Source organism: Enterobacter sp. ZOR0014 (genome assembly GCF_000798855.1).
Taxonomy (GTDB): Bacteria; Pseudomonadota; Gammaproteobacteria; order Enterobacterales; family Enterobacteriaceae; genus Enterobacter; species Enterobacter kobei.
On record NZ_JTLF01000168.1, the window covers coordinates 1 to 14254 of the forward strand.

General features: G+C 57.6%; 14 protein-coding genes. 7 read left to right on the forward strand and 7 right to left on the reverse strand.

The window, feature by feature from the left end; translation table 11 throughout:
• Positions 1–45 precede the first annotated feature (45 nt).
• Both L977_RS08500 and L977_RS08505 read right to left on the reverse strand, forming a co-directional pair.
• A complete protein-coding gene (locus L977_RS08500) occupies positions 46–369 on the reverse strand; it encodes an AzlD domain-containing protein (protein ID WP_032635181.1) in 324 nt (107 codons plus the stop codon).
• Positions 369–1028, reverse strand: a complete 660-nt coding sequence (locus L977_RS08505; protein WP_014885731.1) for an AzlC family ABC transporter permease — start codon at positions 1026–1028, stop codon at positions 369–371. The genes L977_RS08500 and L977_RS08505 overlap by 1 nt, the downstream gene beginning before the upstream one ends.
• 104 nt (positions 1029–1132) lie before the next feature.
• On the opposite strand from L977_RS08505, the gene L977_RS08510 reads away from it, so the two are divergent.
• The 4 genes from L977_RS08510 to L977_RS08525 all read left to right on the forward strand — a co-directional run bounded on the left by L977_RS08510 (position 1133) and on the right by L977_RS08525 (position 6243).
• The gene (locus L977_RS08510; protein WP_014885730.1) at positions 1133–1681 is read left to right on the forward strand and encodes a helix-turn-helix domain-containing protein; all 549 of its coding nucleotides are present in this window, start codon (positions 1133–1135) and stop codon (positions 1679–1681) included.
• A gap of 17 nt (positions 1682–1698) precedes the next feature.
• Positions 1699–2694 carry a LacI family DNA-binding transcriptional regulator gene (locus L977_RS08515; protein ID WP_047625588.1) on the forward strand — a complete coding sequence of 332 codons (996 nt, stop codon included), beginning with the start codon at positions 1699–1701 and terminating at the stop codon, positions 2692–2694.
• Positions 2695–2797: 103 nt separating this feature from the next.
• A complete protein-coding gene (locus L977_RS08520; RefSeq protein ID WP_023336472.1) occupies positions 2798–4921 on the forward strand; it encodes an alpha-galactosidase in 2124 nt (707 codons plus the stop codon).
• 44 nt (positions 4922–4965) lie between these two features.
• Entirely contained in the window at positions 4966–6243 is a 1278-nt protein-coding gene (locus L977_RS08525; protein WP_014885727.1) for an MFS transporter, read from the forward strand.
• On the opposite strand, the gene rhaM is transcribed toward L977_RS08525, so the two are convergent.
• From rhaM to rhaB, 4 genes are all read right to left on the reverse strand, one after another.
• Entirely contained in the window at positions 6231–6545 is a 315-nt protein-coding gene (gene rhaM, locus L977_RS08530) for an L-rhamnose mutarotase (RefSeq protein ID WP_014885726.1), read from the reverse strand. The genes L977_RS08525 and rhaM overlap by 13 nt on opposite strands.
• 27 nt (positions 6546–6572) lie before the next feature.
• Positions 6573–7403, reverse strand: coding sequence for a rhamnulose-1-phosphate aldolase (rhaD, locus tag L977_RS08535; protein ID WP_047625589.1), 831 nt, complete (start codon positions 7401–7403; stop codon positions 6573–6575).
• A 72-nt stretch (positions 7404–7475) separates the two neighbouring features.
• Positions 7476–8735, reverse strand: coding sequence for an L-rhamnose isomerase (gene rhaA / locus L977_RS08540; RefSeq protein ID WP_047625590.1), 1260 nt, complete (start codon positions 8733–8735; stop codon positions 7476–7478).
• Entirely contained in the window at positions 8732–10201 is a 1470-nt protein-coding gene (gene rhaB / locus L977_RS08545; protein ID WP_047625591.1) for a rhamnulokinase, read from the reverse strand. Before rhaB ends, rhaA begins: the two co-directional genes overlap by 4 nt.
• A 301-nt stretch (positions 10202–10502) precedes the next feature.
• Between rhaB and rhaS the strand changes: the two genes are divergently transcribed.
• Both rhaS and rhaR read left to right on the forward strand, forming a co-directional pair.
• Positions 10503–11336, forward strand: a complete 834-nt coding sequence (rhaS, locus tag L977_RS08550) for an HTH-type transcriptional activator RhaS (protein WP_047625592.1) — start codon at positions 10503–10505, stop codon at positions 11334–11336.
• A 72-nt stretch (positions 11337–11408) separates the two neighbouring features.
• On the forward strand, positions 11409–12257 hold the full coding sequence (gene rhaR, locus L977_RS08555) for an HTH-type transcriptional activator RhaR (RefSeq protein WP_023331609.1): 849 nt from the start codon (positions 11409–11411) through the stop codon (positions 12255–12257).
• Here the strand turns inward: rhaR and rhaT are convergent, their stop codons facing one another.
• The gene (rhaT, locus tag L977_RS08560) at positions 12258–13292 is read right to left on the reverse strand and encodes an L-rhamnose/proton symporter RhaT (protein ID WP_014885719.1); all 1035 of its coding nucleotides are present in this window, start codon (positions 13290–13292) and stop codon (positions 12258–12260) included.
• 289 nt (positions 13293–13581) lie between these two features.
• On the opposite strand from rhaT, the gene sodA reads away from it, so the two are divergent.
• Positions 13582–14202 (forward strand): superoxide dismutase [Mn], encoded by a 621-nt coding sequence (sodA, locus tag L977_RS08565; protein WP_004203668.1) that lies wholly within the window; start codon positions 13582–13584, stop codon positions 14200–14202.
• Positions 14203–14254 lie beyond the last annotated feature (52 nt).

Here is a 14254-nt window from a genome sequence, read left to right on the forward strand (position 1 = left end):
ATAAGCCAGTCACACCGTCGAAAGAGCGCCCCCGGGGCGCTTTTTTTAGTTTATACCCGCCACGCGCAGTAGCGCCGTCACTACTGCCGCCGCGATGATCACCACAATCAATGGCATTTTTCGCCACGCCAGAAATACCGCAAACGCCACGCCCAGCACGCGCGCCATCCCGGCGAAATGTTCCCCTTCATAAAATGTGGTCGCCAGTGCCACAGAAAACAGCAACACCGTTGCCGCATCTGACAGCAGCGCCTGAGATCGTTCAGAGAGTGCCAGTCGGTTGCCGAGTTTTGCTCCGCCGAGACGCATCAAATAGGTTCCCGCAGACAAAATGGCGATGCCGAGAATAAAAATCGTCATATTTCCCATTATTTCTTCCTCGCAGCGAGACCGAGTAAAGAGAGCAGCACCGGTAATCCCACCGGGGCAAACGGTACGGCAGCCAGGGATAGCACGGCACCGCTACAGGCGCGGATTAATGTGGTACGGTTTTTAAACGCGGGAACCACTAACGCCAGCAGAATGGCCGGAAAGACCGCATCCAGCCCGATGGTTTCCGGGGCCGGGAGCAGCTTACCGACCATGGCGCCCAGCAAGGCGCCCACCGGCCAGATAATTGCCACGCCTAAACCACATAACCAGTACGCCGCCTTACGCTGCTCGGGCGTTTTTTGCGACAGGCCAAACACCACGCTTTCGTCATTCATAATGTGGCAGCCCAACAGGCTCAGGCCGCGCTTGCCTACCAGTTCACGCACCGTCACGCCAAACGGCACATGGCGTGCGTTGACCAGCAAACCGGCTGCCGCCGCCGCCAGAGGGTTACCGCCGCTGGCCACAATGCCGATAAACATAAATTCCGATGCGCCCGCGAGGACGGTGAGCGAGAGAACAAACGGCACCCAAAGCGGGAAACCGTAGGCCATCGCCAGTGAGCCGTAAGACATCCCGACCACGCCGACCGCGAGGCAAACCAGGATGATTGCTTTTATCGTGTCGCCTTTAAGGCAGGAGAGATGATGCTTCATACAATTTTAGCCATATCGAACGTGTATCCATTATAATGAACGCAACAAAGCTGTTTTTCAAGACGAACGATTCGTTCGATTTATAGAACAAAAAGGGCCGTTATATGACGCAGCCAATTAGCGTAATCGCCAAAAGCCTGGTGCGAGAACGCCTGCGAACCGGGCTTTCACTGGCGGAAATTGCCCGCCGTGCCGGGATCGCTAAATCCACGCTTTCCCAGCTGGAATCCGGTAACGGCAACCCCAGCCTGGAGACGCTGTGGTCGCTCTGCGTGGCGCTGGATATTCCCTTCGCCCGTTTGCTGGAGCCGCAGTTGCCGAGCACGCAGGTGATCCGCCGTGGTGAAGGAACGAAAGTGGTTGCCGGACAGGCAAACTATGAAGCCATACTGCTGGCGGCGTGCCCGCCAGGCGCGCGACGGGATGTCTATCTCCTGATGACCCAGCCGGGTGCAGACCGCATTTCTCAGCCGCATTCGCCAGGCTCGGTAGAACATATTATCGTCATGCAGGGAAGGGCCCTGGTCGGCCTGCTGGATGCGGCAGAAGAGCTCGCCGCCGGGGATTACATCTGTTACCCCGCCGACCAGCCGCACATTTTTAAGGCGCTGGAGCCAGACACGCATGCGTTGCTGGTGGCGGAACAAAATTAACGTAGATACGGAAAATCATGTCGCTTAAAGCCATTGCCAAAGAGCTGGGACTCTCCATTACGACCGTCAGCCGCGCCCTCAACGGCTATGACGACGTCTCTGCTGAGACGCGCGCCCGCGTGGAAGCCGAGGCTCAGCGCCGTGGTTACCGACCTAACACCTTCGCCCGCCGCCTGAAGATGGGCAAAATTGACGCGGTCGGGCTGGTGTTTCCCGTCCATCCTGTTCCGCTCAATAACAGCGTATTTATGGACATGGTCGGCGAAATTAGCCACGAACTGGCGCGACATGAGATCGACTTACTGCTCATTGCCGATGACGATCTGGCGGATAAGCACAGCTATATGCGCATGGTACAAAGCCGGCGCGTCGACGCGCTGATTGTGGCGCATACGCTGGATCGCGATCCGCGGCTTGAGCAGCTGCAGGCCGCCGGGTTCCCTTTCCTGGCGCTTGGGCGCAGCCAGCTGCCGCAGCCTTACGCGTGGTTTGATTTCGATAACTATGCCGGTACGTACAATGCTACCCGCTGGCTGATTGAGAAAGGCCATCAGCGTATTGCGCTGCTCGGCGAAAGCAATAATCAGGCATTTATCACCCAGCGCCGTCAGGGCTATCTGGACGCTCTGCGGGAAGCCGGGCTTTCCAGCGAATGGCTGCGCGCCATGCCGCCGTCGCGCCGCATGGGATATGCCACCACAAAAGAACTGCTTGCTCTGCCGCAACCGCCCACGGCGATCATTACTGACTGCAACACCCACGGCGACGGGGCGGCGATGGCGCTTGAACAGCTGGGGCGTTTATCCGGCGACAACCCCGTGTCGCTGGTGGTCTACGACGGACTGCCGCAGGACAGTATCGTCGATACCGACGTGGCGTCGGTGATCCAGTCCACCCGTCAGGGTGTCGGAAAACAGATTGCCGACATGGTCCGCCGGCTGATTAACGGCGACGATATTGCGCAGCTTCAGGTGCTCTGGCAACCGGAATTCTCCCCCGGCCAGACGGCCTGAATATCTCCATTTTCTAAACCCGATCACAAATCCGAAACGTTTTGGTTTGTATCCGAAACGTTTCGGATCAAAACTCAAGGCATCCCATGACAGGAGATGTCTGATGCAAGATTCTATTTTACGACTTGAAAGCGCGACGGTAGATGTGGTGATAAAAACGCGCCCGTTCGCCGAAATTATTTACTGGGGGCCGCATCTTCAGTACTTTTCGCCACAAAATGCTGAAACCCTTTCCCGGCCCGTTGCTAACGGCAGGCTGGATGTCGATTCTCCGGTTACGCTGATGGCTGAACTCGGGCATGGCCTGTTTGGCTCGCCGGGTATTGAGGGGCACCGACAGGGGCTGGACGGTTCCCCGGTATTCAGAACTACGCGGGTACAGCAGGAATTAAACACCCTGACGATTACCGCTGAAGATGACTATGCGGGCCTGCGTCTGACCAGCGAGCTGGCGCTGGACGACAGCGGCGTGCTGGTGGTTCGTCACGGTTTAACGAACCTGAAAGCACGTCCCTGGCAGGTTGACCGCTTTGCCGTCACGCTGCCGGTGGCCGAGCGCGCCCGGGAGGTGATGGCCTTCCACGGACGCTGGATCAGAGAGTTCCAGCCGCACCGCGTAAACCTTGAGCACGACAGCGTTGTGATTGAAAACCGCCGGGGTAAAACCTCCCACGAACACTTTCCTGCACTGATAGCCGGTACGCCATCGTTCAGCGAAATGCAGGGTGACGTCTGGGGCGTGCATCTGGGCTGGAGCGGGAACCATCGCCTGCGCGCGGAAGCGAAAACCGACGGTCGCCGTTATATTCAGGCCGAAGCGCTCTACCTGTCGGGGGAAATGGCGATAGAAGAGGGCGATACGCTCTGGACACCGCGCCTGTATGCCAGCTACTCCCCGCGGGGCCTGAACGGCATGAGCCAGTCTTTCCATCGCTACCTGCGCGACAACGTCATCCGCTTCCCGGAAAATAAACCGCGTCCGGTACACCTCAATACCTGGGAGGGGATCTACTTCAACCACGATCCGGATTACATCATGCGCATGGCCGACGAGGCCGCCACGCTGGGCGTGGAGCGCTTTATTATTGACGACGGCTGGTTCAAAGGCCGCAATGACGACCACGCCGCGCTGGGCGACTGGTATCTGGATGAGAAAAAATATCCGAATGGCCTGACGCCGGTGATTGACCACGTCAAACGGCTCGGCATGGAGTTTGGTATCTGGGTTGAGCCGGAGATGATCAACCCGGACTCCGATCTGTATCGCGCGCATCCTGACTGGGTGCTGGCGCTGCCGGGCTATGCCCAAGCGACCGGGCGTCATCAGCTGGTGCTCAACCTCAACATTCCGCAGGCTTTTGATTATCTTGTGGAACGCATGAGCTGGCTGCTGGGCGAGCATGCGATCGACTACGTGAAATGGGACATGAACCGCGAGCTGGTGCAGCCGGGACACAACGGTAAAGCCGCCGCCGACGCCCAGACCCGTCAGTTTTACCGGCTGCTGGACGTGCTGGGCGAGCGCTTCCCGCATATTGAATTCGAATCCTGCTCTTCCGGCGGCGGGCGCATTGATTACGAAGTGCTGAGCCGGAGCCATCGCTTCTGGGCGTCCGACAACAACGACGCACTGGAGCGCAGCACCATCCAGCGTGGCATGAGCTATTTTTTCCCGCCGGAGGTGATGGGGGCGCATATCGGTCATCATAAATGCCACGCCACCTTCCGCCAGCACAGCATTGAATTTCGCGGCCTGACGGCGCTGTTTGGCCATATGGGGCTGGAGCTGGATCCGCTCACCGTGGACGCGCAGGAGCGCGAGGGGTATCGACATTACGCCGCGCTGCACAAGCAGTGGCGAGAGGTGATCCACCACGGCACCCAATGGCGGATTGATATGCCGGACGCCACCACGCTGGCGCAGGGGATTGTGAGCGAAGACAAGGCGCAGGGGCTATTTATGGTCAGCCAGCTCGCGATGCCGGATTACAGCCTGATGATGCCGCTGCGCATGCCGGGGCTGGAGGCCAGCGCGCAGTACCGCGTCGCGCTGCTCGATCACCCGAATATTCAAATTACGGGCGAAGGCGGGCACACCATGCGCAAGCTGCCGGCGTGGATGGAAACACCGCAAACGGTGAGCGGTGAGTGGCTGATGCAGGCGGGCATTGCGCTGCCGATTCTCGATCCGGAAACCGCCATTCTGATTGGCGTGGAACGCGTGTAAAGGTGATGGGCCGGGAAACTGGCCCTCCGTTGAGGATAAAAATAATGAATACAACAACCTGTACCCACAAAGACAACCCAAATTTCTGGATCTTCGGGCTGTTCTTCTTTCTCTACTTCTTCATCATGGCCACCTGCTTTCCGTTCCTGCCGATCTGGCTGTCGGATATCATCGGCCTGAATAAAACCCATACCGGGATTGTTTTCTCCTGCATCTCGCTGTCGGCCATTGCGTTCCAGCCGGTGCTGGGGGTGATTTCGGACAAGCTGGGGCTGAAAAAACACCTGCTGTGGATAATCTCGGTGCTGTTATTCCTGTTCGCACCGTTCTTCCTGTACGTCTTCGCGCCCCTGCTGAAAACCAGTATCTGGCTGGGGGCGTTGAGCGGCGGGTTGTATATCGGTTTTGTCTTCTCGGCGGGATCGGGCGCAATCGAGGCCTACATCGAACGCGTGAGCCGCAACAGCTTCTTCGAATACGGCAAGGCGCGCATGTTCGGCTGTCTCGGCTGGGGGCTATGCGCGTCTACGGGCGGCATCCTGTTCGGCATCGATCCGTCGTATGTATTCTGGATGGGATCAGGGGCCGCATTGCTGTTGATGCTGCTGCTGGTGGTCGCGAAGCCGAAGCCCAACCAGACGGCGCAGGTGATGAACGCCCTGGGAGCCAACCAGCCGCAGATCACTGCCAGAACCGTCTTTAAGCTGTTCCGCCAGCGCAGAATGTGGATGTTCATTCTGTACGTGATTGGCGTTGCCTGCGTGTATGACGTTTTCGATCAGCAGTTTGCCACCTTCTTTAAAACCTTCTTCGCCACGCCGCAGGAAGGCACTCGCGCCTTTGGCTTTGCCACCACGGCGGGGGAAATCTGTAACGCCATCATCATGTTCTGCTCGCCGTGGATCATTAACCGTATCGGCGCGAAAAATACGCTGCTGATCGCCGGGGTGATAATGGCGACGCGTATTATCGGCTCGTCGTTCGCCACCACCGCCGTGGAGGTGATTGCCCTGAAGATGCTGCACGCGCTGGAAGTCCCGTTCCTGCTGGTGGGCGCCTTTAAGTACATCACCGGGGTGTTTGATACCCGACTGTCGGCGACTATCTATCTGATCGGCTTCCAGTTTGCCAAACAGTCGGCGGCGATTTTCCTTTCTGCCTTTGCCGGAAATATGTATGACCGGATCGGTTTCCAGGAGACGTATTTGATGCTGGGCTGTTTCGTGCTGGCAATTACGGTGGTGTCGGCGTTTACGTTGAGCAGCAGGCAGGAGATTGCTGCCGCCTCGGGGGCAGCAGCGTTAACACATCAGTCCAGGTAAAACACTTCGGTAAGCTCCGTACTCACCGGGCTGTTATCCGGGTTTGACGGCATAACGTCGACCATATGTTCCCACCAGCGCTGGCAAACGTCGGTATTCGCTACCGCGCGCCAGCGCTCCTCCGATTCAATCTCCACGGTCGCAAACAGCAGGTTGCGTGCTTTGTCGAGATAAATGGCGTAGCGGTGCGCGCCGTGGTCTTTCAGCACCGCTTCAAGCTCGGGCCATATGGGGTTATGGCGACGCGCATACTCCTCGTGCGCGTCCGGGTTTACCTGCATCACAAACGCTTTGCGGATCATCATGCCTCCATTCGCTTTCGCGGACGGCTATGGGTACAAATCCAGTGCCGACTGCATCGGCGTAACGCCAAAGCGTTTACCGAGTGCAATCAGCTCTTCCCGGGTAATGGTCTGCTTCATACCGCCCATGGAATAGACCTTCACCAGCACTTCAGCTGATTTTTCAGCGGTATCGATCAGGCCGAAAGTTTCATCCAGCGTCGGGCCGCTGCCGAAAACGCCGTGGAACGGCCACAGCACCAGAGAATGCTTTTGCATCTCTTTGGCGGTTGCCTGGCCGATCTCGTCGGTACCGGGCACCATCCACGGCAGAATGCCGACGCCGTCCGGGAAGACCACCAGGCACTCGGTGCTGCCTTCCCACAGCTTGCGGGTGATGAGATCGGCGTTGTTTTCCAGCACGTAGGTCAGGGCAATCAGATTGGTGGCGTGGCAGTGCATGATGACGCGGTCTTTACCGTGGGTCGCCTTGATGCGCTGGCAGTGCGAGAGGAAGTGCGCTGGCAGTTCAGAGGTGGGTACTGCCTCGTCCGTGAGCCCCCAAAGAATGTGGTAGCCCGCGCCGTCGCTGTCCACCCTCACGACGCCGAGACTGGCCTGCGGGTCGAGCTGGACGTTGCGAAAGAACTTGCCGGATCCGGTGACGATAAACGGCGTGTTAGCGAGCAGCGGCATCGGCTGGCTCAGGGCGATATAGCGCGGTTTTTGATGGAAATCAGCGGTGTACGGCTCGATGTCGGCATCGTCCAGGCGCAGCGTCAGGTTGCCGCCGTTACGCTCATCCCACCCTTTCAACCAGGCGTCAGAGGTGGCTTTAATCATGCCCTGGACGAACCAGGAATGGGTGATGGTCTGCATACTGTGGTTCCTTTGAAAATGCCGGGTGGCGCTATGCTTACCCGGCCTACTTATACTGCGGGGAGGGTTGAATCACCCGCGTGTGCTCAACACGTCTTTCTCATACGCCCGCACGTTCTCCAGCCACTGGCTGCCTGTTGGTACGTCGTTGCGCTGACAGTACATTTCCCACACGGCCTGCCACGGCAGCGATTTCTGCTCTTCCAGCAGCGCCAGGCGGGCCGTGTAGTCACCTTCCTGCTCCAGCTGTTTCAGTGCTTCAGTGGGCTCCAGCAGGGCACGAAGCAGCGCTTTCTTCATGTTGCGGGTGCCGATAACCCACGCCGCGATGCGGTTGATGGAGGCGTCAAAGAAGTCGAGGCCAATATGAACGCGGTCGAACAGGTCGTGGCGAACGATCTCGCTGGCAATGGCCTGCGTTTCGTCATCCAGCAACACCACATGGTCGCTGTCCCAGCGCACCGGACGGCTGACGTGCAGCAGCAGGCGCGGCACGTAGAGCATGGCGGCAGAGATTTTGTCGGAGATGACCTCCGTCGGGTGGAAGTGCCCGGCATCCAGACACAGGGCAGTCTGGCGGCTGGTGGCGTAACCCATATAGAACTCGTTCGAGCCGACGGTATAACTCTCCGCGCCAATGCCGAACAGCTTGCTCTCCACGGCATCAATATGGTGCGCCGGGTTAAGCTTCTCGCTAATGGCTTCATCCAGTGCAGCCAGCAGGCGCTGGCGCGGGGCGAGGCGGTCAATGGTGACGTCCTTCATGCCGTCCGGGATCCAGATATTCATCACCGACGGGGTACCAAGCTGTTCACCAAACCAGGCTGAAACGCGGCGGCAGGCCTTCACGTGGTCGATCCAGAACTGACGGATTTCATCGTTGGCGTGAGCAAGGGTAAAGCCGTCAGCGCTGAGCGGGTGCGAGAAGCAGGACGGGTTGAAGTCTAGGCCCAGACCGTTGGCTTTTGCCCACGCCACCCAGTTTTTAAAGTGTTTCGGCTGGATTTCATTACGCGCGACCGGCTCGTCGGATTCCAGATAAATCGCGTGCAGGTTCAGGCGCTTCGGACCGGGTATCAGGCTGAGCGCCAGCGTCAGATCGGCGCGCAGTTCGGTCGCGTTGCGCGCTTTTCCGGGATAGTTACCGGTTGCCTGAATACCCCCCGTCAGGGAACCGCCTGGGTTTTCGAAGCCGGCGACGTCATCGCCCTGCCAGCAATGCATGGAGACCGGCAGACGGTCGAGCTGACGCAGTGCCGCTTCGACATCCACGCCGACGGCGGCGAAACGCTGTTTAGCCAGGTTCCAGGCTTGTTCAAGTTGAGTGGTCATGCGCAAAGCTCCTTAGTCAGTCGGTTTTGCTGAAACTGCTCCCGGTAGCGGGCAATTTCATGGCAGGGATCGGGAAGGAACGTGGTCAGGCTGCCGCTGGCGGTGACTACCGAGCGGAAATCGTCCACGCTGGCCAGTTCGTCAAGGGTCATCAGCTGAATGCCGATATTGCCGAGCGTGGAGGCCTCGACCGGGCCCGCCACCACGGTGATGCCGCAGGCATCGGCACAAAGCTGGTTTAACAGCGCGTTCTGGCAACCGCCGCCAACAATATGCAGCGTGTCGAACGGTCTGCCGCGAAGGCTGGCCAGCTCGCTCAGCACATCCGCATAAAGCAGGGCAAGACTGTCAAAAATACAGCGCGCCAGTTCGGCCGGGCTTGATGGTACAGGCTGTCCAGCCTCGCGGCAGGCGGCCTGGATCTCGGTGCTCATGTGCGCCGGATTGATAAAGCGATCGTCATTGGGATGAATCAGGAACGTACAGGCTTTGCGCTTTTCGGTGTCGGCGATAAGCCCGGGCAGATCGGTAATTTTCTGCTCCTTAAGCACCCGCTGGAGCAGCCACAACCCCATAATGTTCTTTAACACCCGATAGCGCCCTTCGGCCCCGCCTTCGTTGGTGATATTTGCGGCCATTGCCTCCTCGCTGACGTAAGGCGTTTTGCTTTCAAAGCCCATCAGCGACCAGGTGCCGGAAGAGAGATAGGCGGCATCTTTACTGCAAAGCGGTGAGGCAATAACCGCGCTGGCGGTATCGTGGCTCGCCACGGCAACGACCGGGATCGCATTCCCCTGCGGGCACACCCACTGGCCGATGACGTTGCCGGGATGGGTCGGCGTACCGAACCACGCCGGGGATGCGCCCGTCCAGGCCAGCAGGTGCTCATCCCAGTTATCCGAGTTGATGTTGACCAGCTGGGTGGTGGTGGCGTTGGTATATTCCCAGTTCATGTTGCCGGTCAGGCGATAGCTCAGGTAGTCCGGGATCAGCAGCACATGGGCAACGTCTGCTGCCAGCCCTGGCTGCTGCTCGACCAGCGCGCGCAGCTGATACAGCGTGTTAAACGGCAGAAACTGTATGCCGCTGCGCCCGTAGATATCATCCTTACCGAGCCGGGCGATGGCCTGCGCCATCAGGCCATCCGTGCGGCTGTCGCGGTAGGAGACGGGCAGGCCAACGCGAGCGCCGCTGCTGTCCAGCAAGACATAATCGACGCCCCAGGTATCTATGCCGATGCTGTCGATGAGGATCCCGCTATCGCAGACTTTTTTGAGCCCGGTACGGATCTCCGTCTCAAGTTCATCAATGTTCCAGGTATCAAAGCCGTCCTGTTTTTGCAGGCAGTTCGCAAAACGATGCATCTCGCGAAGGGAAAGGGTGTGCTGGTCGCAGTCCCAGGTGGCGAGCATTACACGGCCGCTGGATGCGCCTAAATCCACAGCGACACAATGGCGAAAGGTCATGGTCGGATCCTTCTTGAAATCATTAGCGCTGAGTGTAAAAAAGGGGCGAAAAGACCACCTTCTCGCCACTGACAGTCCGCAACCCGTGCTGGCAAGAAAGCAAAGATGAACGTGAGGGGGTTCACACTTTTCCGCGAAGGCGCGCCGTTCAGCCACTGTGACGTTGCCCGCAATTCCGGATCTTTCCCGCTTATTCTTGAAAAACAGGCAGGTTTTGCGGCGTTTGCTGTCGAAAATTTAAGGTGAGGGTGAGAGGCCTTATTTACTATTTTGAGAACATTTCTCATTGGTGGGGGGCGTTATGACCATACTGCACAGCGTGGACTTTTTTCCGGCGGGTGGCTCGCCTGTGGCGATAGAGCCGCGGCTGCCGCAGGCGGCTTTCCCGGAGCATCATCATGATTTTCATGAAATCGTGATTGTTGAGCATGGCACGGGCATCCATGTCTTTAACGGTCAGCCCTACACCATCAGCGGCGGCACAGTCTGCTTTGTGCGCGACCACGATCGGCATCTGTATGAGCATACCGACAACCTGTGCCTGACGAACGTGCTCTATCGATCCCCGGACGCATTCCAGTTTCTCGCGGGGCTTCATCAGCTACTGCCGCAGGAGAAGGAAGGACATTATCCGTCGCACTGGCGCGTGAATCAGGCCACGCTGCAGCAGGTTCGCCAGATTTTGCTCCAGATGGAGCAGAGTCAGGACGGACAGGAGATGCATGCGCTCGCCACGCGCGAGATGTTGTTTATGCAGCTGCTGGTGGCGTTGCGCCGCAGTAACCCGGTGGAGGGGGAGAGCAGCGAAGCCCGCCTGAACCAGCTGATGGCCTGGCTGGAGGAACATTTTGCCGAGGATATCTGCTGGGAAATGCTGGCGAGTCATTTTTCACTTTCCCTGCGCACCCTGCACCGCCAGCTTAAGCAGCGAACCGGGCATACGCCCCAGCGTTACCTTAACCGACTGCGGCTGATAAAAGCGCGCCACCTGCTTCGCCACAGTGATGAAAGCGTCACGGATATCGCTTATCGCTGCGGTTTCGGCGACAGTAACCACTTTTCGACGCTGTTTCGTCGGGAGTTCAGCTGGTCTCCGCGTGATATTCGCCAGGGGAGGGACACCTCACTACAGTAACGCGAGCCCAGTCAACGTTTTGCTGCCGTAAAGCGGGTAATAATGTCAGGTTTTCGCCGTTGAGGTGGTGATGTGGCCGCACCGTTAATTCTTCGCAAAGATGACTTTTTTGCCTCCGCTGAACAAGCTGTTGCGGTGGCGGATCGCTATCCGCAAAACGTCTTTGCTGAACACACGCACGAATTTTATGAGCTGGTGCTGGTGTGGCGCGGCAACGGTCTGCACATTCTCAACGATCGGCCTTACCGCATTACCCGGGGGGATCTGTTTTACATTCGTGCCGAAGATAAACACGCCTACGCCTCGGTGAATGACCTGGTTTTACAGAACGTTATCTACTGCCCCGATCGGCTCAGCCTTAACGTTGACTGGGCAGCATGCATTCCCGGCTTCAACGGTGCGAAAGGCTCGCCGCACTGGCGTTTAAGCAGCAGCGGCATGACTGCCATCCGTCAGGCCATTTCCCTCCTTGAACAGGAGAGCTATAAAATCGATCCGCTGGCTAATCCGATGGCCGAGATCCTCTTCGCACAGCTGGTGATGATGCTTAAACGGCATCGCTACGAGACGGATAACCCCTCCGCAACGCAGCAGGAGACCCTTCTCGATAAGCTGATTGCCACGCTGGCGGCCAGCCTGAATAAAAGCTTTGTTCTGGAAAAGTTCTGCGAGCAGGAGCAGTGCAGCGAACGTGCCCTGCGTCAGCAGTTCCGTACCCAGACGGGCATGACGGTAAATCACTATTTGCGCCAGCTGCGCATTTGCCACGCCCAGTATTTGCTCCAGCATACAGAGTTCATGGTCAGTGACGTGGCAATGCGCTGCGGCTTTGAGGACAGTAACTACTTTTCGGTGGTCTTTAATCGCGAGGTAGGGATGACGCCGGTGCAATGGCGTCATCACAGTCGCAGGGCGGCGTAATCAGTTCGCCATACCGAGGCCGACAATGTTGGCCGCAATGATAATCACCACGCAGCCCAGGCTCAGAACGCCCACCGGTCGGCGTCCGGCATTGTTCCACTCCCTCAAGATGAGACCCACCAGTCCGCCGCACAGCACGTAGAAGCTCATGTGCAGCATCCAGCTCATATAGTCATATTGTGCCGGGATGCTGGCGTGTCCCCAGGCGTAGAAAAAGAACTGCAGGTACCACATCAGTCCGCCGAGTGCCGAAAGCAGTACGTTGGTGATGATGACCCGTTTTGCCAGTGAGAAGTCGGCTTTTAGCGACAAACTCTCAACTTTTGCCAGACGAATTACGCAATAGCCGAGGTTAACCAGTGCGCCGCCGCCCATGATCACTACGTAGCTGGGCAGCGCCACGTACAGCGGGTCGACGCCCAGCGCGGCGGCCGCCTCGTGCATCGGTTTGGCGGCGTTCATGGCAAACGACATTCCGGCGGAGAAGATGCCGCACATTACCGCCAGCAGCAGACCCTTTTTCAGGTTAAAGTCCTCGGCTTTAATGCCCATCTTGCGCTCTTTCAACTGGCCCGCGCGGGTCACTATTCCGACGCCAATAACCGCTACCAGCACGCCCAGCAGCGTCATTCTGCCGCCTTCGGTATTCAGTAACACGTCGAGGTTACCGTTGAGGATGGGCGTCATCAGAGTGCCGACAATCAGCGTGATGCCAATCGCGATGCCGATCCCCATCGACATGCCGAGATAGCGCATGGTGAGGCCGTAGTTAATATTGCCGATGCCCCACATGGCACCAAACAGAAACACCGGCAGCAGAGTGGAGGCGTTAAAAGAGGAGAAGTAGCCCCAGAAATCCGGGAGTAGCATGGCGCTGATAGCCCAGGGAAGCAGGATCCAGGAGACCACACCGCCAACCGACCACATGGTTTCCCATGACCACTGCCTGACTTTTTTAAACGGAGCATAGAAGCAGGCTGCACTGGCCGCACCTATCAAATGCCAGAAAATACCCATCGTAATCGCATGATTCATGTTTACGTCCTCATCGTTTTTATCGGTCAATGGCATCCCACCGACCCGATGAGTGTAAAAATTAAGCAGAACGACCACCTTCGGGAGGCTGCCGCACTTTGGTTTTAAATGGCAATCAACGCGTTAAGCGGGTGAGCAGATTCACATTTTCACGCTTCATCAGAAAAGGAATGACCTTACAAAAACTACGGCATTGATAATCATTTTCAATATCATTTAATTAACTATAATGAACCAACTGCTTACGCGGCATTAACAGCTGTGCCGCCCGACAATAATGGAGAGGATTATGAGTTATACACTGCCATCCCTGCCGTATGCCTACGACGCACTGGAACCGCATTTCGACAAGCAGACGATGGAAATCCATCACACTAAACACCACCAGACCTATGTGAACAACGCGAATGCTGCGCTGGAAAGCCTGCCAGAGTTCGCTAACCTGTCTGCTGAAGAACTGATCACTAAACTGGACCAGCTGCCAGCGGACAAGAAAACCGTTCTGCGTAACAACGCGGGCGGCCACGCTAACCACAGCCTGTTCTGGAAAGGCCTGAAAACCGGTACCACCCTGCAGGGCGACCTGAAAGCGGCTATCGAGCGCGACTTCGGCTCCGTTGACAACTTCAAAGCGGAATTCGAAAAAGCCGCTGCAACCCGTTTCGGCTCTGGCTGGGCGTGGCTGGTTCTGAAAGGTGACAAACTGGCGGTGGTTTCCACTGCTAACCAGGACTCCCCGCTGATGGGTGAAGCGATCTCTGGCGCATCCGGCTTCCCGATCCTGGGTCTGGACGTGTGGGAACACGCTTACTACCTGAAGTTCCAGAACCGTCGCCCTGACTACATCAAAGCGTTCTGGGATGTGGTGAACTGGGACGAAGCAGCAGCGCGTTTCGCCGCTAAAAAATAAGGTTGCATTGACGCCTGTGAGAAGCGAGTCTGATGACTCGCTTTTTTTGTAT

What these genes read in the sequence shown, in the direction of transcription:
- L977_RS08500 (WP_032635181.1), bottom strand. Translation starts at nt 369, where the DNA reads ATGGGAAATATGACGATTTTTATTCTCGGCATCGCCATTTTGTCTGCG.
- L977_RS08505 (WP_014885731.1), bottom strand. Translation starts at nt 1,028, where the DNA reads ATGAAGCATCATCTCTCCTGCCTTAAAGGCGACACGATAAAAGCAATC.
- L977_RS08510 (WP_014885730.1), top strand. Translation starts at nt 1,133, where the DNA reads ATGACGCAGCCAATTAGCGTAATCGCCAAAAGCCTGGTGCGAGAACGC.
- L977_RS08515 (WP_047625588.1), top strand. Translation starts at nt 1,699, where the DNA reads ATGTCGCTTAAAGCCATTGCCAAAGAGCTGGGACTCTCCATTACGACC.
- L977_RS08520 (WP_023336472.1), top strand. Translation starts at nt 2,798, where the DNA reads ATGCAAGATTCTATTTTACGACTTGAAAGCGCGACGGTAGATGTGGTG.
- L977_RS08525 (WP_014885727.1), top strand. Translation starts at nt 4,966, where the DNA reads ATGAATACAACAACCTGTACCCACAAAGACAACCCAAATTTCTGGATC.
- rhaM (WP_014885726.1), bottom strand. Translation starts at nt 6,545, where the DNA reads ATGATCCGCAAAGCGTTTGTGATGCAGGTAAACCCGGACGCGCACGAG.
- rhaD (WP_047625589.1), bottom strand. Translation starts at nt 7,403, where the DNA reads ATGCAGACCATCACCCATTCCTGGTTCGTCCAGGGCATGATTAAAGCC.
- rhaA (WP_047625590.1), bottom strand. Translation starts at nt 8,735, where the DNA reads ATGACCACTCAACTTGAACAAGCCTGGAACCTGGCTAAACAGCGTTTC.
- rhaB (WP_047625591.1), bottom strand. Translation starts at nt 10,201, where the DNA reads ATGACCTTTCGCCATTGTGTCGCTGTGGATTTAGGCGCATCCAGCGGC.
- rhaS (WP_047625592.1), top strand. Translation starts at nt 10,503, where the DNA reads ATGACCATACTGCACAGCGTGGACTTTTTTCCGGCGGGTGGCTCGCCT.
- rhaT (WP_014885719.1), bottom strand. Translation starts at nt 13,292, where the DNA reads ATGAATCATGCGATTACGATGGGTATTTTCTGGCATTTGATAGGTGCG.
- sodA (WP_004203668.1), top strand. Translation starts at nt 13,582, where the DNA reads ATGAGTTATACACTGCCATCCCTGCCGTATGCCTACGACGCACTGGAA.